Consider the following 25,601-nt stretch of genomic DNA (forward strand, 5'->3'; position numbering starts at 1 on the left):
CTTCCTGTGCCGTCAAAAATGCGTTTAATGAACCCGGTCACCTTTACGGAGATAGATAACCCAGTAGGTCAACCCAACCAGAACGCCGCCGCCGATAATGTTTCCGATGGTCACGGGAATCAGGTTGTCGATAATAAAGTTACTGAGGGTCAGCGAGTGAAACTGTGCCGCCGTGGTGCCAGCTGCCTGCCAGAATTCAGGTGTCGCGAAGTCACGAATAGCAATGGCATAGGGTATAAGAAACATGTTGGCGATACTGTGTTCGAAACCGCTTGCGACAAACATCGCAACAGGCAGAATCATCACGACCAGCTTATCGGTCAGGGTGCGGCCTGAGTAACTCATCCAGACGGCGAGACAGACCAGCAGATTGGCCAATGTACCCAGACAAACCGCTTCTATGAAGGTGTGATGCATCTTGTGATCGGCGGTTTGCAGGACATTTAATCCCCAGGCGCCATTCGCGACCATGTGCTGTCCGGCAAACCACATCAGGGCGACAAAGAAGAGTGCACCTGCAAGGTTACCGGCGTAGACGTTAATCCAGTTGCGGGCCAGCTGGCCCCAGCTGATGCGGCCACTGGCTTTGGCGACAACGATTAATACAGTAGAGGTAAAAAGGTCAGCACCACATACCACGACCAGCATTAAGCCAAGTGAAAAGCAGATACCTCCAATCAGTTTGGCTATGCCGTAGGGCATCGCGCCGCTACCGGTGGTCGCTGTAATATAAAAAACGAATGCGATTGAGATAAATACGCCGGCGTTTATTGCCAGAAAGAAGGTCGTAAAAGGATGTTTGGTTGCTTTATAGATACCCGCGTCTTCGGCCACTTTCGCCATCGCGGCGGGTAATAAAAGATTAAAAGGGTTGTCAGTTTTCACACTAACTTACTCCTGAAGTTGTCTGAAAAAATACTAACAAAGGAGTATAGGTCAGTAATTGATATGGATCATGTTTGCCAGGGTGGTAACCCACTGGTCGCAAATTAATGAGAAAATAATGAGCTAACCAACTGAATATAAACAAATAAATTTATTTTAAAAATACAAAAATATTTTAATATAAAGTGATGTGCCACTTTTTTTGTTCAGGCTGTGTTATTAATTAATGGCTTATATGTTAATTAAAATGATGTGATGTAATAGGAAGGAATTTTAAAGTAGCTAATGTTTCATAGAGAAAGTGGGGAATGATGGCACCAGATAAATCCAGTGCCATGGTTAGCCGTCTGCTTTCAGTCTGACGCGTTATGGCTTACGCGTTTTTCCAGTAGTGACGTTTGGCGTTTTGCAGTTTTTCGTAGGCGGCAAGCAGCGACTGATGGGCAGGGAAGGCCTGCAGCTCATCATCAACAGCCTGAAGGCCATTAAACGGATTCTCACCACTGATCGCGGCTGAGGCTGCTTCCATTGCGCTCTCACCATACATCCGCAGGAAAGCGTGATGATACTGCAATGGATCACGCTCATCTTCCATAGCCAGTAACAGCAGGGTCTGCAGGCAACGATAGTAGTTAGCGCGCTCTGGCGTAAAGATTGAGCTGTTAAACTCCATCGTCCATTCTGTCCAGATCAATGCCTGATCCAGATCGCCGCCCGCCAGCGCCAGCATCGCTTTTAATTCGCCAACACGCAGCGTGTACCAGCCATTGTCTTTACCGGTCGCCAGACCCAGCAGCTCACGAACGCGGGTGAAGTCGTCAAAGCCTTCATCATCAAGCTGTCCAATCAGATCCAGATACTCTTCCGGATTCCAGTTGCTGTCAGGCAGGGCCAGCAGGGTTTCACGCATGCCCGCTCCCATGCTGTTGTTCGCCAGGAACAGATCTTCTGCCGGATAGATATCAGACATGCCTGGCACGATGATGCGGCAGGCATAGACACCCAGATGCTCGTAGTCTGCAATATAGACTTCCTGATCTTCCGAGGCGAAGATTGCCATCAGCGTGGCGAATTCCTGTTCGGTGCTGCCCGCGAATGACCAGTCGACAAAAGGATAATCCGCAGTTTCTTTAAACAGATCCCAGGAGATCAGGCCGCTTGAATCGATGAAGTGTGTTTCAAGGTTGGCATGCTCAGCCACTTCTTCGTCATCAAAGGTCGGTGGAGTAAACACATCCAGATCTTTGAGGCTTCGGCCCTGCAGCAACTCGGTAACGGTACGCTCCAGCGCCACACCGAAATCAGGGTGAGCACCAAATGAGGCAAAACAGGTTCCGTTGGTTGGGTTAAACAGCACCACGCAGATAACCGGATATTTACCGCCGAGAGAGGCGTCATAAGCGAAAATCGGGAAGCCTTCCGCTTCAAGACGTGCAATGGCCTCGATCACCTCAGGATAACGCTGCATCACGTCATCAGGAATCGCAGGCAGGCTGATCGCTTCAGCAATAATGCGGTTTTTAATATATCGCTCAAACACTTCAGACAGCCCCTGAACACGCGCTTCGTTCGCGGTATTACCTGCCGACATGCCGTTTGAGACATAGAGGTTGCCGATAATATTCATCGGGATATAGACAGTCTGCTGGTCGGACTGACGGGTAAAGGGCAGGGCGCAGATACCACGTTCAGTATTCCCGGACTGCAGATCGATCAGGCCGGAAGCCGTCAGGGCATTATCGGGATCGTAAAATGCGCGCAGGCGTGGATCCAGAATACCTTCAGGTAAGGACTCATCATCAGGTAACGCAAACCATTTTTCATTGGGATAGTGAACAAAATCACCGTTAGCGATCTTTTTTCCCAGCCAGAAGTCAGCAAAAAAATAGTTAGTTGAGAGACGCTCGAAATACTCGCCAAGCGCGGAGGCCAGCGCCGCTTTTTTACTGGCGCCCTTGCCGTTGGTAAAACAGAGCGGGCAATCGCGGTCGCGGATATGCACTGACCAGACATGGGGGACAGGATTCAGCCAGGATGCTTCTTCAATGTTAAAGCCAAGATCCTGCAGCTTGTTCTGGAAACGCGCAATGGAGTCTTCCAGTGCGGCATCTTTGCCCGGGATAAATGTTTGCGTCATAGTGCCGCTCTCTCAGTTGTCATAGGGTGCGTAAAGCGCGCAATGATACGGATTTTGCTAACAGACCGCTATCAGGGCGGGACATTTTTACCGGCTTACTTTTCATCACTTCTGCTCTCAGGCCAAACGCGAATTAATGGCGCTGGATAAAGCCTCACAAAATTCCGCGCAGATTTGCATTGGTAACATAACCTCCGGCGAGCCGGATTCAGAAAATGTGACCGCTCCCTGATTTATGATTGCAGCTATCAGAATGCAGTGATAAAACCGGATGGTTATTCATAACCGTTCGATATGACAGTGGTGAGGGGAAATGACGCAAGTTTATAATTTTAGCTCTGGCCCGGCGATGCTACCGGTTGAAGTGCTTCGTCGTGCAGAACAGGAACTGACGAACTGGCGCGGTCTGGGTACCTCTGTAATGGAGATCAGTCACCGCAGTAAAGAGTTTATTCAGGTGGCTGAAGAAGCGGAGCAGGACTTCCGTGATCTGCTAAAAATACCGTCGAATTACAAAGTTTTATTCTGTCATGGTGGGGCGCGTGCGCAGTTCGCTGCCGTACCGGGAAATCTGCTGGGTAAAGCGACCAGTGCCGACTATGTTGATGGCGGTTACTGGGCGCATAGCGCAATAAAAGAAGCGGAAAAGTATTGTTCCCCACGCACGCTGGATGTCAAAACAACGCGCGACGGTAAACGAGCCATCCTGCCAATGAGCGAATGGGAGGTGAGTGAGACGTCCGCTTACCTGCATTTCTGCCCTAATGAAACCATTGATGGCATCGCGATTGACGAACAGCCCGACTTTGGCAGTAAAACCGTTGTTGCTGATTTCTCATCCACCATTCTGTCACGCCCTATCGATGTGAGTCGTTACGGTGTGATTTATGCGGGTGCGCAGAAAAATGTGGGCCCGGCCGGATTAACGCTGGTTGTCGTTCGCGAAGATCTGCTGGGTCAGGCGCACGCCTCTGTGCCCTCAATCCTCGATTACAAAGTGCTGGCCGATAACGATTCGATGTTTAACACCCCGCCGACTTTTGCGTGGTATCTCTCAGGGCTGGTGTTTAAATGGCTGAAAGAGAAGGGCGGTGTCGCTGAAATTGATCGTATCAATCAGGCAAAATCTGACCTGCTTTATGGCGTAATCGATCACAGTGGCTTCTATCGTAATGATGTGGCAACAGAAAACCGCTCACGCATGAACATCCCTTTCCAGCTGGCCGATGCTTCACTCGATGCCCTGTTCCTGGAGGAGTCTTTTAAGGCGGGATTACACGCGCTTAAAGGCCATCGTGTAGTAGGCGGTATGCGCGCCTCTATTTATAATGCGATGCCGCTGGAAGGTGTGAAGGCCCTGACCGATTTCATGGTCGATTTTGAACGCCGTCACGGCTGATTATTAAGATATCAGCATTGATGCTGATGCCAGACCTCGTCACACGGCGAGGTCTCTGTATTTTTTGAGGATTTCGTTTCACATGCAGGACTCCCTGACTCTCCAACCGATTGCGCGCGTCAACGGCACGGTAAATCTGCCCGGCTCAAAGAGCGTTTCCAATCGTGCATTGCTGCTGGCTGCTCTGGCTAAAGGTACAACCCGTCTTACCAACCTGCTCGACAGCGACGACGTTAAGCACATGCTGAACGCGCTGACCGCGCTTGGTGTAAGCTATACGCTTTCCAGCGATCGCACCCTGTGTGAAGTGACGGGAAATGCCGGGCCACTGCACGCATCTCAACCGCTGTCACTGTTTCTGGGCAATGCCGGAACCGCAATGCGTCCGCTGGCCGCGGCGCTTTGTCTGGGCCAGCACGATATCGAACTGACCGGCGAACCCCGCATGAAAGAGCGTCCAATCGGGCATCTGGTTGACGCACTTCGTCAGGGCGGAGCAACCATTGAGTACCTGGAAAACGAAAACTATCCGCCGCTGCGTTTACGCGGTGGTTTTACCGGGGGTGAAGTCAGTGTGGATGGCAGCGTTTCCAGCCAGTTCCTGACCGCGCTGCTGATGACCGCGCCGCTGGCACAGCAGGATACCTGCATCACCATCAAAGGTGATTTGGTGTCGAAACCTTACATCGATATTACCCTCAATCTGATGCAGTGCTTTGGCGTCGAGGTTGAGAATCAGAACTATCAACGCTTCCTGATCAAGGGACAGCAACAGTATCAGTCGCCGGGTGATTACCTGGTTGAAGGCGATGCCTCTTCCGCGTCCTATTTCCTGGCCGCTGCCGCTATAAAAGGCGGAACGGTTCGCGTCACCGGGATTGGACGCCAGAGTGTGCAGGGTGACATCCGGTTTGCTGACGTGCTGGAAAAGATGGGCGCGACGATTGAGTGGGGCGATGATTACATTGCCTGTACGGCCGGAAAACTGCAGGCCATCGATATGGACATGAACCATATTCCGGATGCTGCAATGACCATCGCGACTACGGCGCTATTTGCAGAGGGCACCACCCGGTTACGCAATATTTATAACTGGCGGGTAAAAGAGACCGATCGACTGAGCGCAATGGCCACAGAGCTGCGTAAAGTCGGGGCAGAAGTCGAAGAGGGTCATGACTACATCCTTATTACGCCGCCAGCGACGCTGATTCATGCGGATATTGGCACCTACAATGACCACCGCATGGCGATGTGTTTCTCTCTGGTTGCACTTTCTGATACCCCGGTGACCATTCTCGATCCTGGCTGTACTGCAAAAACCTTCCCTGACTATTTCGTTCAACTGGCTAAAATCAGCCAGAGCGCCTGATATCTCCCCTTCCGGTGCGGTTCGCACCGGAACTCCCCTGATTTTATCTGGCTGTAACAGGCCAGAGATCCTCTGAATTGACTAAGATTACGAACCTGATCAGTGCGAAAGGGTAACCAAGCCGTGCTATGCAGCGTATAATGCTAGTCATTAATGGTGACCGAAAGGTCAGGAAGCACGCAGCAACAGGAGGGAATAATGACAGTAACTGCCCCGGTCATAACTATTGATGGGCCAAGTGGAGCGGGAAAGGGAACCCTGTGCAAAGCGATGGCGGAATCGCTGCAGTGGCATCTGCTGGACTCCGGTGCTATTTATCGCGTGCTGGCGTTGGCCGCATTGCATCATCAGGTGGAGATTGAATCTGAAGAAGCGCTGGTGCCGATTGCTGCTCACCTGGATGTGCGCTTTGTGTCACAAAATGGCGAAATGCAGGTCATACTTGAAGGTGAAGATGTCACCGGTGAAATCCGTACTCAGGAGGTCAGCAACACCGCTTCTCGTGTTGCCGCTTTTCCCCGGGTACGCGAAGCATTATTGCGCCGCCAGCGCGGTTTCCGCGAGATGCCGGGCCTGATTGCTGATGGCCGTGATATGGGCACCGTGGTTTTTCCGGATGCGCCAGTGAAAATTTTCCTTGATGCCAGCCCGGAAGAGCGTGCTCAGCGCCGTATGCTACAGTTGCAGGATAATGGCTTTAATGTTAACTTTGACCGCCTTTTAGCCGAGATAAAAGAACGCGACGACCGCGATCGTAATCGCGCAATTGCGCCTTTAGTAGCCGCTGGCGATGCATTGGTTCTGGACTCTACCGAGATGTCTATCGATCAAGTCATTGAAAAAGCGCTACAATATGCCCGCGAGAAGCTGGGTATTACGGCTTAACTGAATCTACCACCCTGTACCATGGATCCGGTGCCGGGCATGTGAAACAACCCCATCCGACATGAAGTCAGATGGACGTTAAATTGAAGAATCCTGAAGATTATCAATATGACTGAATCTTTTGCTCAACTATTTGAAGAATCCTTAAAAACAATCGAAACCCGCCCGGGTTCTATCGTTCGTGGCATCGTCGTTTCTATCGACAAAGATGTCGTTCTGGTTGATGCGGGTCTGAAATCTGAATCTGCAATTCCTGCAGAGCAGTTCAAGAACGCAGCCGGCGAACTGGAAATCCAGGTAGGCGACGAAGTTGATGTTGCTCTGGATGCAGTGGAAGACGGCTTCGGTGAAACCCTGCTGTCCCGTGAGAAAGCTAAGCGCCATGAAGCATGGATCACGCTGGAGAAAGCTTACGAAGACGCTGAAACTGTTACCGGTGTTATCAACGGCAAAGTTAAAGGCGGCTTCACAGTTGAGCTCAACGGTATCCGTGCGTTCCTGCCAGGTTCACTGGTAGATGTGCGTCCGGTGCGCGATACGCTGCACCTGGAAGGCAAAGAGCTTGAATTCAAAGTGATCAAGCTGGATCAGAAACGCAACAACGTCGTGGTTTCACGTCGTGCGGTTATCGAATCCGAAAACAGCGCAGAGCGCGATCAGCTGCTGGAAAACCTGCAGGAAGGCATGGAAGTCAAAGGTATCGTTAAGAACCTGACTGACTACGGTGCATTCGTTGATCTGGGCGGCGTTGATGGCCTGCTGCACATCACTGACATGGCATGGAAACGCGTTAAGCATCCAAGCGAAATCGTCAACGTGGGCGACGAAATCACCGTTAAGGTGCTGAAGTTCGACCGCGAGCGTACCCGTGTTTCTCTGGGTCTGAAGCAGCTGGGCGAAGATCCATGGGTTGCTATCGCTAAACGCTATCCGGAAGGCACTCGCCTGACCGGTCGTGTTACCAACCTGACTGATTACGGCTGCTTCGTGGAAATCGAAGAAGGCGTTGAAGGTCTGGTACACGTGTCTGAAATGGACTGGACCAACAAAAACATCCATCCGTCTAAAGTTGTTAACGTAGGCGACGTGGTTGAAGTTATGGTTCTGGACATTGACGAAGAGCGTCGTCGTATCTCCCTGGGTCTGAAGCAGTGTAAATCTAACCCATGGCAGCTGTTCGCTGAGACGCACAACAAAGGCGATCGTGTTGAAGGTAAAATCAAGTCAATCACTGACTTCGGTATCTTCATCGGCCTGGATGGCGGCATCGACGGTCTGGTTCACCTGTCTGACATCTCCTGGAACGCGACTGGCGAAGAAGCCGTTCGTGAGTACAAAAAAGGCGACGAAATCGCTGCCGTTGTACTGCAGGTTGATGCAGAGCGCGAGCGTATCTCTCTGGGCGTTAAACAGCTGGCAGAAGATCCGTTCAACAACTACATCACTTTGAACAAGAAAGGTGCCATCGTCACCGGTAAAGTGACTGCAGTTGATGCTAAAGGTGCTACAGTTGAATTAGCAGACGGCGTTGAGGGTTACCTGCGCGCTTCTGAAGCTTCACTGGACCGCATTGAAGATGCAACTCTGGTTCTGAACGTTGGCGACGACGTTGAAGCTAAGTTCACCGGCGTTGATCGTAAAAACCGTGTCGTAAGCCTGTCTGTCCGTGCGAAAGACCAGGCTGATGAGAAAGAAGCCATCAATACTGTTAACACCAAACAGGAAGAAGGCAATTTCTCTAGCGCTATGGCTGAAGCGTTCAAAGCGGCTAAAGGCGAGTAATCGGCCTGAAGCACCGGGTGGGCAACCACCCGGTTTCGGTAAAAGCTGTCATACATTCCCATAGGGATAAACCGGAGGTTACATGACCAAGTCAGAACTGATCGAAAGACTGGCGGGACAGCATACTCATATACCGGCGAAAGTCGTTGAGGATGCAGTAAAAGAGATGCTAGAGCACATGGCCACTACGCTGGCACAGGGCGAACGCATCGAAATCCGGGGATTCGGCAGCTTTTCTTTGCACTATCGCGCTCCGCGTACTGGACGTAACCCGAAAACGGGTGACAAAGTGGATCTGGAAGGTAAATACGTTCCCCACTTTAAGCCAGGCAAAGAGCTGCGCGATCGCGCAAATATCTACGGCTAAGCCGATACCGAACCAGATAAACGACATCTCCGGATGTCGTTTTTTTTTTGCCTGCGATTCAGGCTCAGATCTGACATCCGGATTGCTGTCATCAACACTGCAACGCCGCACTCTCTTTGTGAGAGCGCTCCAGCCTGCCTGATCATCCGCTGTTACTTTCATCTCCTTTGCCCAGAATAATCGAACTGAATCAATGGATACGATTATGCTGACATGGACCGTTCTGGCGCGACTGGCGATCGTTGCAACGTTACCGCTAATGCTGATGGCCCGGCTGCCTTCCGGTGAGGTGATGTGGGGCTTCCTCCTCACAGGACTGGCTCTGCTGCATTGCCCTTACCAACCCGTCCGTCTGGCCGGTATTACTCTGCTGTTGCTGGCATGGGCCTGTAACGACGCCCGTCTGATGGTGCGGGATATCGAAAAGTTCTCGGCGCGTCCTGCCACCTACACCCTTCAGATCAGTGAACTGCGGAAAGAGCGGAAGCAAATCCGGGTTCGTCTGTTGAAAGAGGAGGGCAGGATGATTTTTCCGCCTCGCTTTGCCTGGATCTGGTTTGATGCTGATCCGGAGGTCTACTGTCCAGGACAACGCTGGACGATGCAACTACGTCTGCGACCGGTACATGCCCGCCTTAATGAGGGCGATTTTGATGCGCAGCGTTTTGCACTGGCTAATAATACGCCGCTTCAGGGACGAATCCTTAAGCAGACTGCGGTAAGCGATCGCTGTGATAGCCGCTGGCGATTTATTTTATGGCATCGTGACAGGACCCGTGCAATGCCTGCACGTGCAACGCTGGAGGCACTGGCTTTTGGCATTCGGGATGAGATGAGCCAGCAGACGCGTCAGCTACTGCGGGATACCGGTACCTCGCATCTGATGGCGATATCGGGCATGCATATCGCCCTGGCCGCCAGCACCGGCTGGATGATTGCGCGTGGGGTGCAATTTATCTTGCCAGCCCGTTATATCAGCTATCTTTTCCCCCTCATCGTGAGCTGGCTGTTTGCTGCAATCTATACCTGGCTCTCCGGTGCACAGCCTCCCGCAGAGCGTTCGCTGCTTGCCCTGACGCTATGGGCGATAACACGGTTTGCGGGTGTTCAGCTGAATAGCTGGCAGGTCTGGACGTTCTGTATTGCGTTGCTGCTGGTAACCGACCCGCTGACCGTGCTCTCTGACAGCTTCTGGCTCTCGGTACTGGCTGTGGGCATGCTGCTGGTCTGGTATCACTGGTTCCCGCTGCCTGCGGCGTTCCGTCGGCAACGGCGCTGGATTCCGGTACAGTTGCTGCATTTACAGGCGGGCATGATGATTTTAATGGTGCCGTTGCAGGTGGCGATTTTCAACGGCATCAGCCTGACTGCGCTGGTGGCGAATGTTGTCGCGATTCCGGTCGTCTCGTTTATTACCATGCCTCTGGTGACGCTCGCCCTGCTGCTGCCGGTGGCGCATTTATCTGGCATCTTCTGGGGAGCGGCCGATCTCTCTTTACGTGCACTGTTTCATTGCCTGACGTTGCTGCCACCAGGCTGGTGGCCGCTGAGTGGCACAACCTGGGTTACAGTCATGGTATGGGGCGGTCTGATTCTCTGGCGTGCGCAGCTCTTTTTCTCTCTGCCGTTAAGCAGCGGCGCGTTAGCGCTGGCAATGATACTGAGTCGCCAGCCAGAACAGGAGCAGGGCTGGCGAATCGATATGCTGGATATCGGGCACGGTCTGAGTCTGGTGATCAGCCAGGGCGACGAGGCAATGATGTATGATACCGGCCCGCGCTGGCAGAACGATAATGCGGGGAGTCGGGTGATCATTCCGTGGCTGGAGCGCCGGCAGCTACGGTTAAAACAGGTCATCCTGAGTCATAAACATCTGGATCATACTGGCGGGCTGGCGGCGATTACTCAACGCTGGCCAGCGGTTGAAGTCAGAAGTGCGCTGGCTGATGAGGCACACTTACCCTGCGTGCGGGGCACGCAGTGGCGCTGGCGGCAGCTCCACTTTCGGGTGGTCTGGCCGCTGACGGCACCCCTGCCGGGTGGGAATAATGACTCCTGTGTGGTGATCGTCGATGATGGCCAGGTTCGTCTGATGTTAACCGGTGACATTGAAGCGAAAGCGGAACGCCAGCTGGTGGCGCTGGAGAAGCAGGGGCTGAAGGTCGATATTCTGCAGGTCCCGCACCACGGCAGCCGGACGTCGTCGACCTCATTGCTGCTGCGTAAAGCCGCAGGCCACACCGCTATCGCCTCGCTGGCACGCTACAATGCATGGCGTATGCCCGCGAAAAATGTGCTGGAAAACTATCGAACGGCCGGTTTTCACTGGCTGGATACGGGCCAGTCAGGACAAATCAGTATCAGGATAGAGCAGGGCAGAGCACAGGTTTCCACCTTGCGGGATCAATTAATGCCCCGTTGGTATCATCAGTGGTTTGGCGTCAAACGCGAATCCAGGTAGAATGGCCGGCTATTTCCAACAGCGTGAATAAATAATGCATCAAGATAAAGATCTCTCTACGTGGCAGACGTTTCGCCGACTCTGGCCGATGATCGCGCCTAATAAAGCGGGATTAATTGCGGCCTCAGTCGCCCTGATTATTAATGCTGCGGGCGACGCCTTAATGCTCTCACTGTTGAAACCGTTACTGGATGATGGTTTTGGTAAAGCTGACAGATCGGTGATGCTGTGGCTGCCGTTAGTGGTTATTGGCCTGATGCTGGTCCGCGGAGTCACCAGTTATATCTCCAGCTACTGCATCTCCTGGGTCTCTGGCAACGTCGTGATGAATATCCGCCGTCGTCTGTTCAGCCATATGATGGGCATGCCGGTTTCGTTTTTCGACCAGCAGTCAACCGGCACCCTGTTGTCACGCATTACTTACGATTCTGAGCAGGTCGCCTCCTCTTCTTCGGGCGCGCTGGTCACCGTAGTGCGTGAAGGGGCTTCCATTATTGGCCTGTTTATCATGATGTTCTACTACAGCTGGCAGCTGTCGCTGATCCTGATTGTACTGGCACCTATCGTCTCCTTTGCTATCCGCACCGTTTCTAAGCGCTTCCGCACCATCAGCAAAAGTATGCAGAACACTATGGGGCAGGTGACAACCAGCGCCGAACAGATGCTGAAAGGGCACAAAGAAGTGCTGATTTTTGGCGGACAGGACATTGAATCGGAGCGCTTTTCCCGCGTCAGTAACCGGATGCGTCAGCAGGGAATGAAACTGGTTTCAGCCTCCTCCATTTCCGATCCGATTATCCAGCTGATCGCGTCGCTGGCACTGGCTTTTGTGCTCTATGCCGCCAGCTTCCCCAGCGTCATGGATACCCTGACAGCCGGTACCATCACCGTGGTCTTCTCCTCGATGATTGCCCTGATGCGCCCGCTTAAGTCTCTGACCAACGTCAACGCCCAGTTCCAGCGTGGGATGGCGGCCTGTCAGACACTGTTCTCTATTCTGGATAGTGAGCAGGAAGTGGATAACGGTACGCGCGAAATCACCCGTGCTAAAGGGGATATTGAATTCCGTGATGTCACCTTTACCTACCCAGGCCGTGAAATTCCGGCACTGCGTAATATCAATCTGTCGCTGCCGGCAGGAAAAACGGTGGCGCTGGTGGGCCGTTCCGGTTCCGGTAAGTCTACGATGGCGAGCCTGCTGACCCGTTTTTATGATATCCAGCAGGGCGAGATCCTGCTGGACGGTCATGATCTGCGTGAGTACAGCCTGCGCTCATTGCGTAATCAGGTGGCGCTGGTGTCACAGAATGTGCACCTCTTCAACGACACGATTGCCAATAACATCGCGTATGCCCGCAGTGAGCAATACAGTCGTGAAGAGATCGAGCAGGCGGCCACCATGGCGCATGCCATGGACTTTATCAATAAAATGGATAAGGGCCTGGATACGATGATTGGCGAGAATGGCGTGCTGTTATCTGGCGGTCAGCGTCAGCGTATTGCCATTGCCCGTGCGTTATTACGTGATTGCCCGATCCTGATCCTCGATGAAGCCACCTCGGCGCTGGATACCGAGTCTGAACGCGCGATTCAGTCTGCACTGGATGAGTTGCAGAAGAACCGTACCTCGCTGGTGATTGCGCACCGACTCTCTACCATCGAGAAAGCGGATGAAATCGTGGTAATTGAAGATGGCCAGATTGTTGAACGCGGTACGCATCAGGTGCTGTTAGCAGAACGCGGTGCCTATGCACAGCTGCACAAGATGCAGTTCGGCCAATGATTGAACGTATCTGGAGTGGTCGCTCACCGCTATGGCTGCTGCTATGGCCATTCAGCCTGCTGTATGGTGCGATCACGGCCCTGATACGCTTCAGTTACAGGCGCGGCTGGCGTAAAAGCTGGCGTGCGCCTCTGCCGGTCGTGGTGGTAGGTAACCTGACTGCTGGCGGGAATGGAAAGACGCCGGTGGTCATCTGGCTGGTCGAGGCGTTACAGCAGCGCGGCCTGCGCGCTGGCGTGGTCTCCCGAGGATATGGCGGCAAGGCGGACCACTATCCCTTGCTGGTCACGGCGCAGACCCCCACCGAACAGGCCGGGGATGAGCCGGTATTGATCGCCCAGCGCACCGGGGCGCCGGTCGCGGTCGCCCCTCAACGGCGACGGGCGATTGAGGCGTTACTGAAACAGGATTCGCTGGATGTGATCATCACGGATGATGGCCTGCAACATTACGCCCTGCAGCGCGATCGCGAAATCGTGGTGGTTGATGGGGTCCGTCGCTTTGGTAATGGCTGGTGGTTGCCTGCCGGTCCGATGCGTGAACGTGCCGATCGTCTGCAGCAGGTCGATGCCGTGATCATTAACGGCGGCGAAGCACAGCCCGACGAGATTGCCATGCAACTTCAGCCCGGGCTGGCCACCAATCTGCTGACCGGTGAAACCTGCCCGCCGGAGCAACTGGGTGCGGTAGTCGCCATGGCCGGTATTGGTCATCCCCCGCGTTTTTTCACCACGCTGAAACAGCAGGGTATAACGCCGGTCGCAGAGATCGCCTTTGCCGATCATCATGCCTACAGCAAAGATGAACTGACCCGATTACTCCAGGCGGGTCAGCAACTGCTGATGACCGAAAAAGACGCGGTGAAATGCCGTCACTTTGCCCAGCCTGACTGGTGGTATTTGCCGGTCGATGCCCATTTAACTGGTAATGCCGTGACGCCGTTACTGGATGACATTGAACAACTCTGCCGCCATATTTCCTGATACCCGCCCCCGTTCAGGTGAAGCCTGATAAGGAAGAGGATGAACAGTACGCATTCACTTTCGTTACAGCAAGCACGCCACCTTCATCTCGCCGCGCAGGGCCTGCTGCGAACTCCGGCAAAACGTGCTGTTTATCAGGATCTGATTGACGGCATTTCCCGCATGTCGCTGCTGCAAATCGATACCATTCATGTGGTGGCCCGTAGTCCGTATCTGGTGCTGTTCAGTCGCCTGGGGAACTATCCTCAGGCATGGCTGGAACAGGCTCTGGCACAGGGCGAACTCTTTGAGTACTGGGCGCACGAAGCCTGCTTTATTCCCCGTGCCGATTACCGACTTCTTCGTCATCGCATGCTGTCGCCGGAACGTCTGGGCTGGAAATACAATGCGCAATGGGTCGCTGAGCACCAGCAGGCTATTGCCGAATTACTGCAGCAGATCAGAGACAACGGCCCGGTACGCGCCGCCGATTTTACCCATGCCGATAACCCGAAGTCAGGCTGGTGGGCATGGAAACCGCACAAACGTCATCTGGAGAATCTCTTCAGCGCCGGTGAGCTGATGGTCACCGAACGCCGTAATTTTCAGCGCGTCTACGATCTGCGCAGCCGCGTAATGCCCGACTGGCAGGATGCGATACATGGCATCAGTGAAGCGGAGGCGACCCGTCAGATGCTGATGAATAGCGCCCGCAGCTTAGGGGTTTTCCGCGCGGCCTGGCTGGCGGATTACTATCGCCTGAAGCGGGCACCCGTGAACAACTTTATCGCTGACTCCCAGGCTGCGGGCGATCTGGTCGCCGTCAATACAGAGGGACTGGGTGAGATGTGGCTGCATCGTGACTACGTGCCGTTGCTGGATACGCCGCTGCAGGCGACGCACAGCGCGCTGCTGTCGCCGTTTGATCCGGTGGTCTGGGATCGCAAGCGTGCGCGGGAGCTGTTCAATTTTGACTACCGTATTGAGTGCTATACCCCAGAGGAAAAACGCAAATTTGGCTATTTTGTTTTGCCCATCCTCCATCGCGGCCAGATAAAAGGGCGGCTGGATGCCCGCATGCTGCGTCAGGCAAAACAGCTGGAGATTAAAAATATCTGGCTGGAGGAGAAGACCCGCGTTACGGCGCGATTTTTGCTGGATATCCGGCGTGCTATCGAACGCTTCGCGACGTGGCAGGGTGCTGAAAGTGTCGCTATCCTGCAGGCACCCGACGCGCTTAACGATCAGTGGCCAGCCCTGTGGACGCTGGATTAATCAATTTTGCGGCAGCCGCTGCGGGATGGCGTTTTACCCCATCCCGCACGCGCCGCGCTATGGTATGCTTGAATCCTTAAGCATTCGGTCCCTGATGGAGGACATATGGATCATCGTTTACTCGAAATCGTTGCCTGCCCGGTTTGCAATGGCAAACTCTACTTCAACAATGCTCAACAGGAGCTGATCTGCAAACCTGATGGCCTGGCCTTCCCGGTCCGGGACGGCATTCCGGTGCTGCTGGAAACCGAAGCCCGCACGCTGTCAGTTGAAGAGATTCATCCATGAGTTTCACCGCTATCATTCCTGCGCGTTATGCGTCAACCCGCTTACCCGGCAAGCCGCTGCTCGATATCCACGGTAAACCGATGGTCGTGCATGTAATGGAGCGGGCCCGTGAATCGGGTGCCAGCCGGGTCATTGTTGCCACCGATCATCCCGACGTGGCGCAGGCAGTGGAAGCGGCAGGCGGCGAAGTCTGCATGACGCGCGCCGATCACCAGTCTGGCACTGAGCGACTGGCGGAAGTGATCGAAAAATATCAGTTTGCCGATGATGAAATCATCGTAAACGTGCAGGGCGATGAGCCGATGATTCCGGCCGAGATTGTGCGTCAGGTGGCGACCAATCTGGCGGGGTCGGCGGCCGGGATGGCGACGCTGGCGGTGCCGATCACCGATGTGGAAGAAGCTTTTAATCCGAATGCGGTGAAAGTCGTCATGGATGTGAATGGCTACGCGCTCTATTTTTCACGGGCGACCATACCCTGGGATCGTGAACGGTACGCCGCATCGCGCGAGCAGATCGGTGATACGCTGCTGCGCCACATTGGCATCTACGCTTACCGTGCTGGTTTTATACGCCGCTATGTCGCCTGGGCGCCTTGTCCTCTGGAACAGATTGAGCTGCTCGAGCAACTGCGTGTTTTATGGTACGGCGAAAAAATTCATGTCGCCGTCGCGAAAACCATTCCCAGTGTGGGTGTGGATACGCCAGACGATTTGCAACGCGTTCGTGATGCCATGCAGGCCTGACAAGCGGGGAGCCTGTCTCCCCGTTTCAGCGCAACGTTCTTGATCCGCCGCTAAACTTATCTCCAACACTTCCTTCAGGATATTGTGATACTCATCTGAGGAGGATGCCGCATGGAACAGCTTAAATCGGAACTCACGCTGGCGCTGGGTGAAACCATCAGCCGCCTCGAAATGATCAGTGAACATCCACCCACCCGGATTTATGCGTTATACGATCGGGACGGGCGCCCCATGCCGGTGGTGGCGAAATATTTTCGTCATCAGGGCCGGGCGGCGATGGAAGCCAGAAAGCTGGCGCTGCTGGGCCAGGCCGGACTGATCGCCGTGCCAGCGGTCTATGGTCTGGTGATGAGCCAGCAGCCGCCGGTGCATGAAATGCTCCTGCTGGCGCGACTGAATGGCGTGACGGCGGAAGCACCTGCGCGGGATGCTCAGCGCTGGCAACAGTTTTGCGAACAGGTGGTCGAGGGAGTGCTGGCCTGGCACCGGCTCGACAGCCATGGCCTGGTCGGTACAGTGGACAGCACGCAGCAGAACAGCTGGCCCGCCTGGTATGCACAACGGGTTGAGGTGCTATGGGCGACCCTGAGCTATCTGCGTCCGCCAGCCTTTACGCTGGAAGATCGCCAGATTCTGTTTCGCTGCCGGGCACGACTGGCGCATCTGTTTCGCGGCTTCGACGATCCCTGCGTGATGGTTCACGGCAACGTTCAGCTGCAGAGCATGCTGAAAGATAGCCGCAGTGACCAGTTAATCGCGATGACACAGCCGGGCACCATCCTCTGGGCACCCCGTGAATACGATCTTATCCATCTGGATACCTCGCCTGCAGAAACGGCGCTGCTGCACAATTACCTGCAACGGGCGCCGGTTTCAGAGGGTTTTGTCTGGCGTCGGTGGGTTTATCAACTGTGGGACTGCATTGAGCATCTGGTACAGACCGGCACGTTTAATCGTCCGCGTTTTGACCATGCACGCGCGCAATTACTTCCCTGGCTCGGCTGAGTCCGACTCCTCGCCTTTCAGCCGTTGCAATAGTGTGCCAAGCGTTTCGTAGACCGCACGTTCGCTGTGACTCAGCCATATCGATGAGGGTATCGCCCGCTCCCATCCATTCAGCGGTGACGTAATCGCCAGCTGATTCGCGGGAGCGGCCATTGGCTTCAACCCGATCGCGTGGAAAAAGCGTATTGCGCGCGGCATATGATTCGCGGATGTGACCAGCAGAAACGGGCGATCGCCCACCACGGTTTTGACCGCCTGCGCTTCATCCGCGGTGTCGCGGGGCTGGTCGAGAATCTGAACATGTTCGCGGGGAACGCCCAGACTTTCCGCCACCTGTGCCGCTACCCAGGCGCTACTCTTTGGATTGGTGCCGCCCGCTGCGCCGGTAAAAATCAGCGTCGACTGCGGATTCCGCTGCCACTGACGAACGCCTTCTGCCACGCGCGGCAGACTGTTATTCAGCAGGTTCGAGCTGGGTGCCCACGCCGGGTTAAAGGTGTAGCCTCCACCCAGCACCACAATGTAGTCCACCTTCTCTGATCCGTTCCAGGTCGGATAGCGGCTATCCAGCGGCAAAAGCAGACGATCGGCCAGCGGTTGCAGGCTCAGCAGCAGCAGTAACAGCCAGCTGACGGAGATCACGGTTTTGCCGCTTTTCTGCCAGCCAGTAAACCAAAGCAGTAAAATGCCAAGCGCCATCAGCAAAAGCAGAAACGGCAGGGGTAAAAGCAGCCCGCCGATAACTTTTTTAAGGGTAAATAACATCAAAAAAGAGTCCTGTTGTCCGAAAATAGAGCACCCGGAAGGGAAGATGGGGATGAAAGGTTCATTCTTCTGGTGCCTGTGACAAAATAGCACAAGTCTCACCGCAGCATACCGGAGCGCATGCCATGCAGGATCGTAACTTTGACGATCTCGCGGATAAATTTTCGCAAAATATTTACGGCACCACTAAAGGGAAGATACGCCAGGCCATCCTCTGGGATGAGCTGGAGAAGATAGTGCCCGGTCTGTCACCGCACCCGCTGTCGGTGCTGGATGCTGGCGGCGGTGTCGGCCAGGTCTCCAGCGGGCTTGCTGCGCAGGGCCATCAGGTTCTGCTGTGCGACCTTTCCAGCGAGATGCTGCGCCGGGCCGCGGAAAATGCAGCGGCACAGGGTGTGAGCCACAACATGCAATTCAGACAAATTAGCGCTCAGCAGGTGGGCGAACATTTGGATAAGCCGGTGGATCTGGTATTGTTCCACGCTGTGCTTGAGTGGGTCGCTGAACCGGAGAAGGTGCTGAAAGCGCTGTTCGATCTGCTGCGTCCGGGGGGCGTCATGTCGCTGATGTTTTACAATCTGCACGGCCTGACATTGCGCACCTTAACGCTGGGTAACTTCGGCTATCTGCGCACCAACCTGACCAAACGCAAAAAGCGAACGCTGTCGCCTGACTATCCGCGCGACCCCGAGCAGGTCTATCGCTGGCTGGAGGCGTGTGGCTTTGTGATTGAGCAGCGTGCCGGGATCCGGGTGTTCAGTGACTACATGAAGCCGCCGAAGGGCGAGCCAAAAAGCGACGACGAAATTATTGAGATGGAGCGGCGTTACTGCCGTCAGGAACCCTTTTTGAGCTTAGGGCGCTACATCCACGTGACCGCGCGTAAACCCGGGCAGAAGGACGAATTATGAGTGAATTTTCCCAGACGGTACCTGAACTGGTCTCCTGGGCGCGCAAAAATGACTTTTCCCTTGCGCTGCCAGTGGAACGTCTGGCCTTTTTGCTGGCTATCGCCACCCTCAACGGTGAGCGGATGGATGGCGAAATGAGCGAAGGCGATCTGATTGATGCTTTCCGTCACGTCAGTAAAGCTTTCGAACAAACCCATGAAACCGTGTTGGTTCGTGCCAACAACGCCATCAACGACATGGTGCGACAGCGCCTGCTCAACCGTTTTACCAGCGAAATCACGGAAGGCAATGCCATCTATCGCCTGACGCCGCTGGCGATCGGCATCACCGACTATTACATCCGCCAGCGTGAGTTCTCGACTCTGCGCCTGTCGATGCAGCTGTCGATTGTGGCCAATGAGCTTAAGCGGGCAGCCGATGCCGCGCAGGAAAACGGTGATGAGTTTCACTGGCACCGCAATGTTTTCGCGCCGCTGAAATATTCCGTCGCGGAGATCTTTGACAGCATCGATATGACCCAGCGTCTGATGGATGAACAGCAGCAGGCGGTTAAAAATGATATCGCCGAACTGCTGAACAAAGACTGGCGCGCGGCCATCTCCAGCTGTGAAATGCTGCTTTCTGAAACCTCAGGAACGCTGCGTGAACTGCAGGATACGCTTGAAGCCGCGGGCGACAAACTTCAGGAAAATCTGCTGCGCATTCAGGATGCCACGCTGGACAGTCCCGATCTGGGCTTCGTCGATAAGCTGGTGTTTGATCTGCAAAGCAAACTCGACCGTATTACCAGCTGGGGCCAGCAGGCGATTGACCTCTGGATCGGCTATGACCGCCACGTCCATAAATTTATTCGTACCGCCATCGACATGGATAAAAACCGCGTCTTTGCGCAGCGCCTGCGGGTATCGGTGCAGAATTACTTCGACGCGCCCTGGGCGCTGACCTATGCCAACGCCGACCGCCTGTATGACATGCGTGATGAGGCGCTGACGCTGCGTAACGACGAAGTGATGGGCGAACTGCCGCCGGAGATGGAGTACGAAGAGATCAACGAAATCCGCGAACAGCTTGCAGCGATGATTGAAGAAGCGCTGCAGGTCTACAAATCGCAACAAAAACCGCTCAACCTCGCGTCAGTGATGCGCGACTACCTGGCCCAGTATCCCCGAGCCCGCCATTTCGATCTGGCGCGTATTGTGGTGGATCAGGCGGTACGCCTTGGCGTAGCGGAAGCTGATTTAGCCGGTTTGCCTGTGGAATGGCAAACCATCAATGATTACGGAGCCAAGGTGCAGGCACATGTCATCGACAAATATTGAACAAGTGATGCCGGTTAAGCTGGCACAGGCACTGGCCAACCCGATTTTTCCCGCGCTGGACAGCCAGTTACGCGCCGGACGCCATATCGGTATCGAAGAGCTGGATAATCACGCTTTTCTGATGGACTACCAGTCGTTTCTCGAAGAGTTTTACAGCCGCTATAACGTTGAGTTAATCCGTGCGCCGGAAGGCTTCTTCTATCTGCGTCCGCGTTCAACCACGCTGATTCCGCGTTCCGTGCTCTCTGAGCTGGACATGATGGTCGGGAAGATTCTCTGCTATCTCTATCTCAGCCCGGAACGACTGGCCAATGAAGGTATCTTCACCCAGCAGGAGCTGTACGACGAACTGCTCTCTCTGGCCGATGAGAACCGCCTGCTGAAGCTGGTCAACCAGCGTTCAACCGGTTCGGATCTGGATCGCACCAAACTGCAGGAGAAAGTGCGCGCCTCTCTGAGCCGCCTGCGTCGCCTTGGCATGGTGTGGTTTTTCGGCAACGACAGCAGCAAGTTCCGCATCACGGAATCGGTGTTCCGCTTTGGTGCCGACGTGCGCGGCGGTGATGACGCCCGTGAAGCGCAGCTTCGTCTGATTCGTGATGGCGAGGCCATGCTACTGGAAAACGCGACAGCACCGGTCGACACCGATGACGGTGAAGGGCAGGAAGGCGACGCGAGTGAGAACGCAGAGGAAGAACAGGCATGATTGAGCGCGGAAAGTTTCGTTCGCTTACGCTGATCAACTGGAACGGCTTTTTTGCCCGTACCTTTGATCTCGATGAATTAGTGACCACGCTGTCAGGCGGTAACGGTGCGGGTAAGTCCACCACGATGGCGGCCTTTGTCACCGCGCTGATCCCCGACTTAACGCTGCTGCACTTCCGTAACACCACCGAAGCGGGCGCGACATCAGGATCCCGTGACAAGGGTCTGCACGGTAAACTGCGGGCCGGCGTCTGCTACTCCATGCTCGATGTGGTGAACTCACGCCATCAGCGTGTCGTGGTCGGTGTCCGCCTGCAACAGGTCGCCGGACGTGATAAAAAGGTCGATATCAAGCCATTCAGTATCCATGGCCTGCCCACCGACACCAACCCAACCGATATGCTGACGGAAGTGCTTAACAGCCGTCAGGCACGCGTATTACCGCTGAACGAAGTCAAAGAGCGGGTTGAGGCGCAGGAAGGGGTACAGTTCCGCGCCTATAACTCAGTCACCGATTATCACGCCATGCTGTTTGATCTTGGTGTGGTGCCGCGTCGTCTGCGCTCTGCCAGCGATCGCAGCAAGTTTTATCGTCTGATTGAAGCCTCGCTGTATGGCGGTATCTCCAGCGCCATCACCCGATCGCTGCGTGATTACCTGCTGCCTGAAAACAGTGGCGTGCGCAAAGCGTTCCAGGATATGGAAGCCGCGCTGCGCGAGAACCGCATGACGCTGGAGGCGATCCGCGTTACCCAGTCTGACCGCGATCTCTTCAAGCATCTGATCTCCGAGGCGACCAGCTACGTTTCGGCTGACTATATGCGCCACGCCAACGAGCGTCGGGGACACCTCGACAGCGCGTTACAGCTGCGCAGCGAGCTGTTCAGCAGCCGCAAGCAGCTCGCCACCGAGCAGTATCGTCATGTTGAGATGGCGCGCGAACTGGCCGAGCACAGTGGTGCAGAAAACGATCTTGAAGTCGATTATCAGGCCGCCAGCGATCACCTGAACCTGGTACAGACGGCGATGCGTCAGCAGGAGAAGATTGAGCGCTACGATGCGGATATCGAAGATCTGACGCTGCGGCTGGAAGAGCAGACCGAAGTGGTCGCCGAAGCGCGTGAAATTCAGGAAGAGAATGAAGCGCGGGCCGAAGCGGCTGAGCTGGAAGTGGATGAGCTGAAAAGCCAGCTGGCCGATTTCCAGCAGGCGCTCGACGTGCAGCAAACCCGCGCCATCCAGTATCAGCAGGCATTGCAGGCGCTGGAACGCGCCCGCACGCTCTGCCAGCTGCCCGATCTGAGCATTGACAATGCGGCTGAATGGCAGGAAAGCTTCCAGGCCAAAGAGGAAGAGGCGACAGAACGGTTGCTGCGCCTGGAGCAGAAGCTGAGCGTGGCGGAAGCGGCGCACAGTCAGTTTGAACAGGCGCTGGCGCTGGTGACCAGCATTGCCGGTGACGTGACCCGTCAGGACGCCTGGCAAACCGGCCGCGAACTGCTGCGTGATGCCAGCAACCAGCGTCATCACGCCGAACAGCTCTCTTCGCTGCGTCTGCGTCTCAATGAGCTGGAGCAGCGTCTGCGCGAACAGCATGAGGCGGAGCGCCTGCTGGCGGAATTCTGCAAGCGTCAGGGGCAGCATTATGAAGCGGATGCGCTGGCAGGCCTGCAGCAGGAGCTTGAAGCACAGATTGAACAGCTGAATAGCAGCGTCTCCGACGCCGGTGAGCAGCGCATGATGATGCGCCAGGAGCTGGAGCAGCTGCGCGAACGCATCACCAGCCTGACCGCCCGTGCGCCACACTGGCTGGCGGCGCAGGAGATCCTGACTCAGCTTAGCGAGCAGACCGGCCAGGCGCTGAACAGCAGCCAGGACGTGACCGAATATATGCAGCAGCTGCTGGAGCGTGAGCGTGAAACCACCGTCGAGCGCGACGAAGTGGCCGCTCAAAAACGTGATATCGAGCGGCAGATTGAACGTCTTAGCCAGCCAGGCGGTGCGGAAGATGCGCGCCTGACCCAGCTGGCAGAACGTTTTGGCGGCGTATTGCTGTCAGAGATTTACGATGATGTGACGCTGGATGATGCGCCGTACTTCTCGGCGCTCTACGGTCCGTCGCGTCATGCGATTGTGGTGCCGGATCTCTCGCGCGTTCGTGAGTTGCTGGATGGTCTGGAAGAGTGTCCGGAAGATCTCTACCTGATCGAGGGTGATCCGCAGTCGTTCGATGACAGCGTCTTCAGCGTCGATGAACTGCAGAATGCGGTGGTGGTGAAGGTGGCAGAGCGTCAGTGGCGCTACTCCCGCTTCCCGAAAATCCCGCTGTTTGGCCGCGCGGCGCGTGAGAATCAGCTGGAGCTGCTGCACCTTGAGCGCGATAAGCTGGCCGAACGCTACGCCACGCTGTCGTTCGACGTGCAGAAAACGCAGCGTCTGCATCAGTCATTCAGCCGCTTTATCGGCAGTCATCTGGCCGTCGCCTTTGACGCCGATCCGGAAGCGCAGATCCGTCAGCTCGGCGCGCGCCGGGGTGAGCTGGAGCGGGCGCTGAATCAGCATGAGAGCAACAATCAGCAGCAGCGTCAGCAGTATGAGCTGGCCAAAGAGGGCGTATCACAGTTAAACCGGCTGCTGCCACGCGTCAATCTGCTGCTGGATGAGACGCTGGGCGATCGCTGCGAAGAGATCCGCGAGCAGGTCGATGCGGCACAGGAAGCGGCGCGCTTCCTGCATCAGCATGGCGCTAAGCTGGCGAAACTGGAACCGATCATCGCCGTGCTGCAGAGCGATCCTGAACAGCATGAGCAGTTACAGGCGGATTATCAGCAGGCGCAGCAGCAGCAGCGCAACGCCCGTCAGCAGGCCTTTGCCCTGACAGAAGTGGTGCAGCGTCGCGCCCACTTCAGCTACGACGACTCGGCCAGCATGCTCAACGGTAACAACGACCTCAGCGATAAGCTGCGTCAGCGTCTGGAGCAGGCTGAGGGCGAACGCAGCCGCAGTCGTGATCGCCTGCGTGAACATCAGGCGCAGCTGACGCAATACTCCCAGGTGCTGGCCTCGCTGAAAAGCGCCTATGATGCCAAGCGCGACATGCTGAAAGAGCTGCAGCAGGAGATGCAGGACATTGGCGTCCAGGCTGACAGCAGCGCCGAAGAACGCGCGCGTGTTCGCCGTGACGAACTCTACACGGCGCTAAGTCATAACCGCGCCCGCCGCAATCAGCTGGAGAAACAGCTTACCTTCTGCGAAGCGGAGATGGATAACCTGCAGAAGCGACTGCGTCAGCTGGAGCGTCAGTATCATCAGGTGCGTGAGCAGGTGGTCAGCGCCAAAGCGGGCTGGTGTACCGTACTGCGTCTGGTGAAAGAGAATGGCGTTGAGCGTCGTCTGCATCGCCGTGAACTGGCCTACCTGAGCGGCGATGAGCTGCGCTCTATGTCGGATAAAGCGCTGGGTGCGCTGCGTCTGGCGGTAGCGGACAACGAACATCTGCGCGACGTGCTGCGACTCTCGGAAGATCCAAAACGTCCGGAACGTAAAATTCAGTTCTTTATTGCGGTTTATCAGCATCTGCGCGAGCGTATTCGTCAGGATATTATTCGGACTGACGATCCGGTCGAAGCGATTGAGCAGATGGAAATCGAGCTGAACCGTCTGACGGAAGAGCTGACGGCGCGTGAGCAGATGCTGGCAATCAGTTCGCGCAGTGCGGCCAACATCATCCGTAAAACGATCCAGCGTGAACAGAACCGTATCCGCCAGCTCAACCAGGGCCTGCAGACCGTCAGCTTTGGTCAGGTACGCAGCGTGCGGCTCAACGTGAACGTGCGTGAAACCCACGCCATGCTGCTGGATACGCTGTCGGAAGAGCACGAGCAGCATCAGGATCTCTTTAACAGCAATCGGCTGACCTTCTCGGAGGCGCTGGCGAAGCTCTACCAGCGTCTTAATCCGCACATTGATATGGGGCAGCGTACGCCGCAGACCATCGGTGAGGAGCTGCTGGACTACCGCAACTATCTGGAGATGGAAGTGGAAGTTAACCGTGGTTCCGATGGCTGGCTGCGCGCAGAGAGCGGGGCGCTCTCAACCGGTGAAGCGATCGGTACCGGGATGTCCATTCTGGTGATGGTAGTGCAGAGCTGGGAAGAGGAGTCCCGTCGTCTGCGCGGCAAAGATATTTCGCCATGCCGACTGCTGTTCCTTGATGAAGCGGCCCGTCTGGATGCCCGCTCCATCGCCACGCTGTTTGAACTCTGTGAGCGACTGGAGATGCAGCTGGTGATTGCAGCACCGGAGAATATCAGTCCGGAAAAAGGCACGACCTACAAACTGGTGCGTAAGGTGTTTAATAACACCGAGCATGTGCATGTGGTCGGTCTGCGTGGTTTTGCTGCCGATCCTTCGCCGGTGCGGGCGGGAAGCGACGCAGATGCGCTGCCCGATTTAACCGCTGAAAATTCGCAGGCGGAAACGTAGTCAAAAACTGAACCATTCGTTAATCTGGTTACGGCATTTGTCGCATGAGGCAAATGCCGTTTTTGTTTGTAT

General features: G+C 55.3%; 19 protein-coding genes. 16 read left to right on the plus strand and 3 right to left on the minus strand.

From position 1 onward, the window contains the following. Positions 1–24: 24 nt before the first annotated feature. The gene (focA, locus tag NR201_RS05090) at positions 25–885 is read right to left on the minus strand and encodes a formate transporter FocA (RefSeq protein WP_245116749.1); all 861 of its coding nucleotides are present in this window, start codon (positions 883–885) and stop codon (positions 25–27) included. 373 nt (positions 886–1,258) lie between these two features. Next, a complete protein-coding gene (ycaO, locus tag NR201_RS05095; RefSeq protein WP_010254940.1) occupies positions 1,259–3,022 on the minus strand; it encodes a 30S ribosomal protein S12 methylthiotransferase accessory factor YcaO in 1,764 nt (587 codons plus the stop codon). A gap of 313 nt (positions 3,023–3,335) precedes the next feature. Between ycaO and serC the strand changes: the two genes are divergently transcribed. The 12 genes from serC to NR201_RS05155 all read left to right on the plus strand — a co-directional run bounded on the left by serC (position 3,336) and on the right by NR201_RS05155 (position 17,344). Further along, positions 3,336–4,421 carry a 3-phosphoserine/phosphohydroxythreonine transaminase gene (serC, locus tag NR201_RS05100; protein WP_010669757.1) on the plus strand — a complete coding sequence of 362 codons (1,086 nt, stop codon included), beginning with the start codon at positions 3,336–3,338 and terminating at the stop codon, positions 4,419–4,421. An 82-nt stretch (positions 4,422–4,503) separates the two neighbouring features. Further along, entirely contained in the window at positions 4,504–5,790 is a 1,287-nt protein-coding gene (aroA, locus tag NR201_RS05105) for a 3-phosphoshikimate 1-carboxyvinyltransferase (RefSeq protein ID WP_033766826.1), read from the plus strand. A 198-nt stretch (positions 5,791–5,988) separates the two neighbouring features. Continuing rightward, on the plus strand, positions 5,989–6,675 hold the full coding sequence (gene cmk, locus NR201_RS05110) for a (d)CMP kinase (protein WP_010254946.1): 687 nt from the start codon (positions 5,989–5,991) through the stop codon (positions 6,673–6,675). Between the two features lie 108 nt (positions 6,676–6,783). After that, positions 6,784–8,457: a 30S ribosomal protein S1 gene (gene rpsA / locus NR201_RS05115; protein WP_003849352.1), complete on the plus strand. Its 1,674-nt coding sequence runs from the start codon at positions 6,784–6,786 to the stop codon at positions 8,455–8,457. Positions 8,458–8,539: 82 nt separating this feature from the next. Continuing rightward, entirely contained in the window at positions 8,540–8,824 is a 285-nt protein-coding gene (gene ihfB, locus NR201_RS05120; RefSeq protein WP_003849360.1) for an integration host factor subunit beta, read from the plus strand. A 205-nt stretch (positions 8,825–9,029) separates the two neighbouring features. Beyond that, positions 9,030–11,285 (plus strand): DNA internalization-related competence protein ComEC/Rec2, encoded by a 2,256-nt coding sequence (locus NR201_RS05125; protein WP_256849437.1) that lies wholly within the window; start codon positions 9,030–9,032, stop codon positions 11,283–11,285. A 34-nt stretch (positions 11,286–11,319) separates the two neighbouring features. Further along, on the plus strand, positions 11,320–13,068 hold the full coding sequence (gene msbA, locus NR201_RS05130; protein WP_010669759.1) for a lipid A ABC transporter ATP-binding protein/permease MsbA: 1,749 nt from the start codon (positions 11,320–11,322) through the stop codon (positions 13,066–13,068). After that, complete coding sequence (gene lpxK / locus NR201_RS05135; RefSeq protein ID WP_187492705.1) at positions 13,065–14,051, plus strand: tetraacyldisaccharide 4'-kinase; 987 nt, start codon at positions 13,065–13,067, stop codon at positions 14,049–14,051. The genes msbA and lpxK overlap by 4 nt, the downstream gene beginning before the upstream one ends. 39 nt (positions 14,052–14,090) lie before the next feature. Beyond that, on the plus strand, positions 14,091–15,305 hold the full coding sequence (locus tag NR201_RS05140; protein ID WP_256849438.1) for a winged helix-turn-helix domain-containing protein: 1,215 nt from the start codon (positions 14,091–14,093) through the stop codon (positions 15,303–15,305). Positions 15,306–15,410: 105 nt separating this feature from the next. Continuing rightward, positions 15,411–15,593: a Trm112 family protein gene (locus tag NR201_RS05145; RefSeq protein WP_003849374.1), complete on the plus strand. Its 183-nt coding sequence runs from the start codon at positions 15,411–15,413 to the stop codon at positions 15,591–15,593. After that, positions 15,590–16,339, plus strand: a complete 750-nt coding sequence (kdsB, locus tag NR201_RS05150; RefSeq protein ID WP_010254955.1) for a 3-deoxy-manno-octulosonate cytidylyltransferase — start codon at positions 15,590–15,592, stop codon at positions 16,337–16,339. The genes NR201_RS05145 and kdsB overlap by 4 nt, the downstream gene beginning before the upstream one ends. Positions 16,340–16,450: 111 nt before the next feature. Further along, the gene (locus tag NR201_RS05155) at positions 16,451–17,344 is read left to right on the plus strand and encodes a fructosamine kinase family protein (RefSeq protein ID WP_256849439.1); all 894 of its coding nucleotides are present in this window, start codon (positions 16,451–16,453) and stop codon (positions 17,342–17,344) included. On the opposite strand, the gene elyC is transcribed toward NR201_RS05155, so the two are convergent. Continuing rightward, positions 17,324–18,109 carry an envelope biogenesis factor ElyC gene (gene elyC / locus NR201_RS05160; RefSeq protein ID WP_163639665.1) on the minus strand — a complete coding sequence of 262 codons (786 nt, stop codon included), beginning with the start codon at positions 18,107–18,109 and terminating at the stop codon, positions 17,324–17,326. The two genes, NR201_RS05155 and elyC, sit on opposite strands and share 21 nt — an antisense overlap. Before the next feature lie 125 nt (positions 18,110–18,234). Between elyC and cmoM the strand changes: the two genes are divergently transcribed. Genes cmoM through mukB form a run of 4 tightly spaced genes read left to right on the plus strand, consistent with a single transcriptional unit; the run spans position 18,235 to position 25,529 of the window. After that, a complete protein-coding gene (gene cmoM / locus NR201_RS05165; RefSeq protein ID WP_031594104.1) occupies positions 18,235–19,020 on the plus strand; it encodes a tRNA uridine 5-oxyacetic acid(34) methyltransferase CmoM in 786 nt (261 codons plus the stop codon). Continuing rightward, complete coding sequence (gene mukF / locus NR201_RS05170) at positions 19,017–20,339, plus strand: chromosome partition protein MukF (RefSeq protein ID WP_022625941.1); 1,323 nt, start codon at positions 19,017–19,019, stop codon at positions 20,337–20,339. Before cmoM ends, mukF begins: the two co-directional genes overlap by 4 nt. Beyond that, positions 20,320–21,045, plus strand: a complete 726-nt coding sequence (gene mukE, locus NR201_RS05175) for a chromosome partition protein MukE (protein WP_010669765.1) — start codon at positions 20,320–20,322, stop codon at positions 21,043–21,045. The genes mukF and mukE overlap by 20 nt, the downstream gene beginning before the upstream one ends. Continuing rightward, positions 21,042–25,529 (plus strand): chromosome partition protein MukB, encoded by a 4,488-nt coding sequence (gene mukB, locus NR201_RS05180; RefSeq protein ID WP_132498817.1) that lies wholly within the window; start codon positions 21,042–21,044, stop codon positions 25,527–25,529. The genes mukE and mukB overlap by 4 nt, the downstream gene beginning before the upstream one ends. The last annotated feature ends 72 nt before the right edge of the window (positions 25,530–25,601 follow it).

The sequence above is a fragment of the Pantoea sp. Fr-CA_6 genome (genome assembly GCF_024520895.1).
In the GTDB taxonomy this organism is placed as follows: domain Bacteria; phylum Pseudomonadota; class Gammaproteobacteria; order Enterobacterales; family Enterobacteriaceae; genus Pantoea; species Pantoea agglomerans.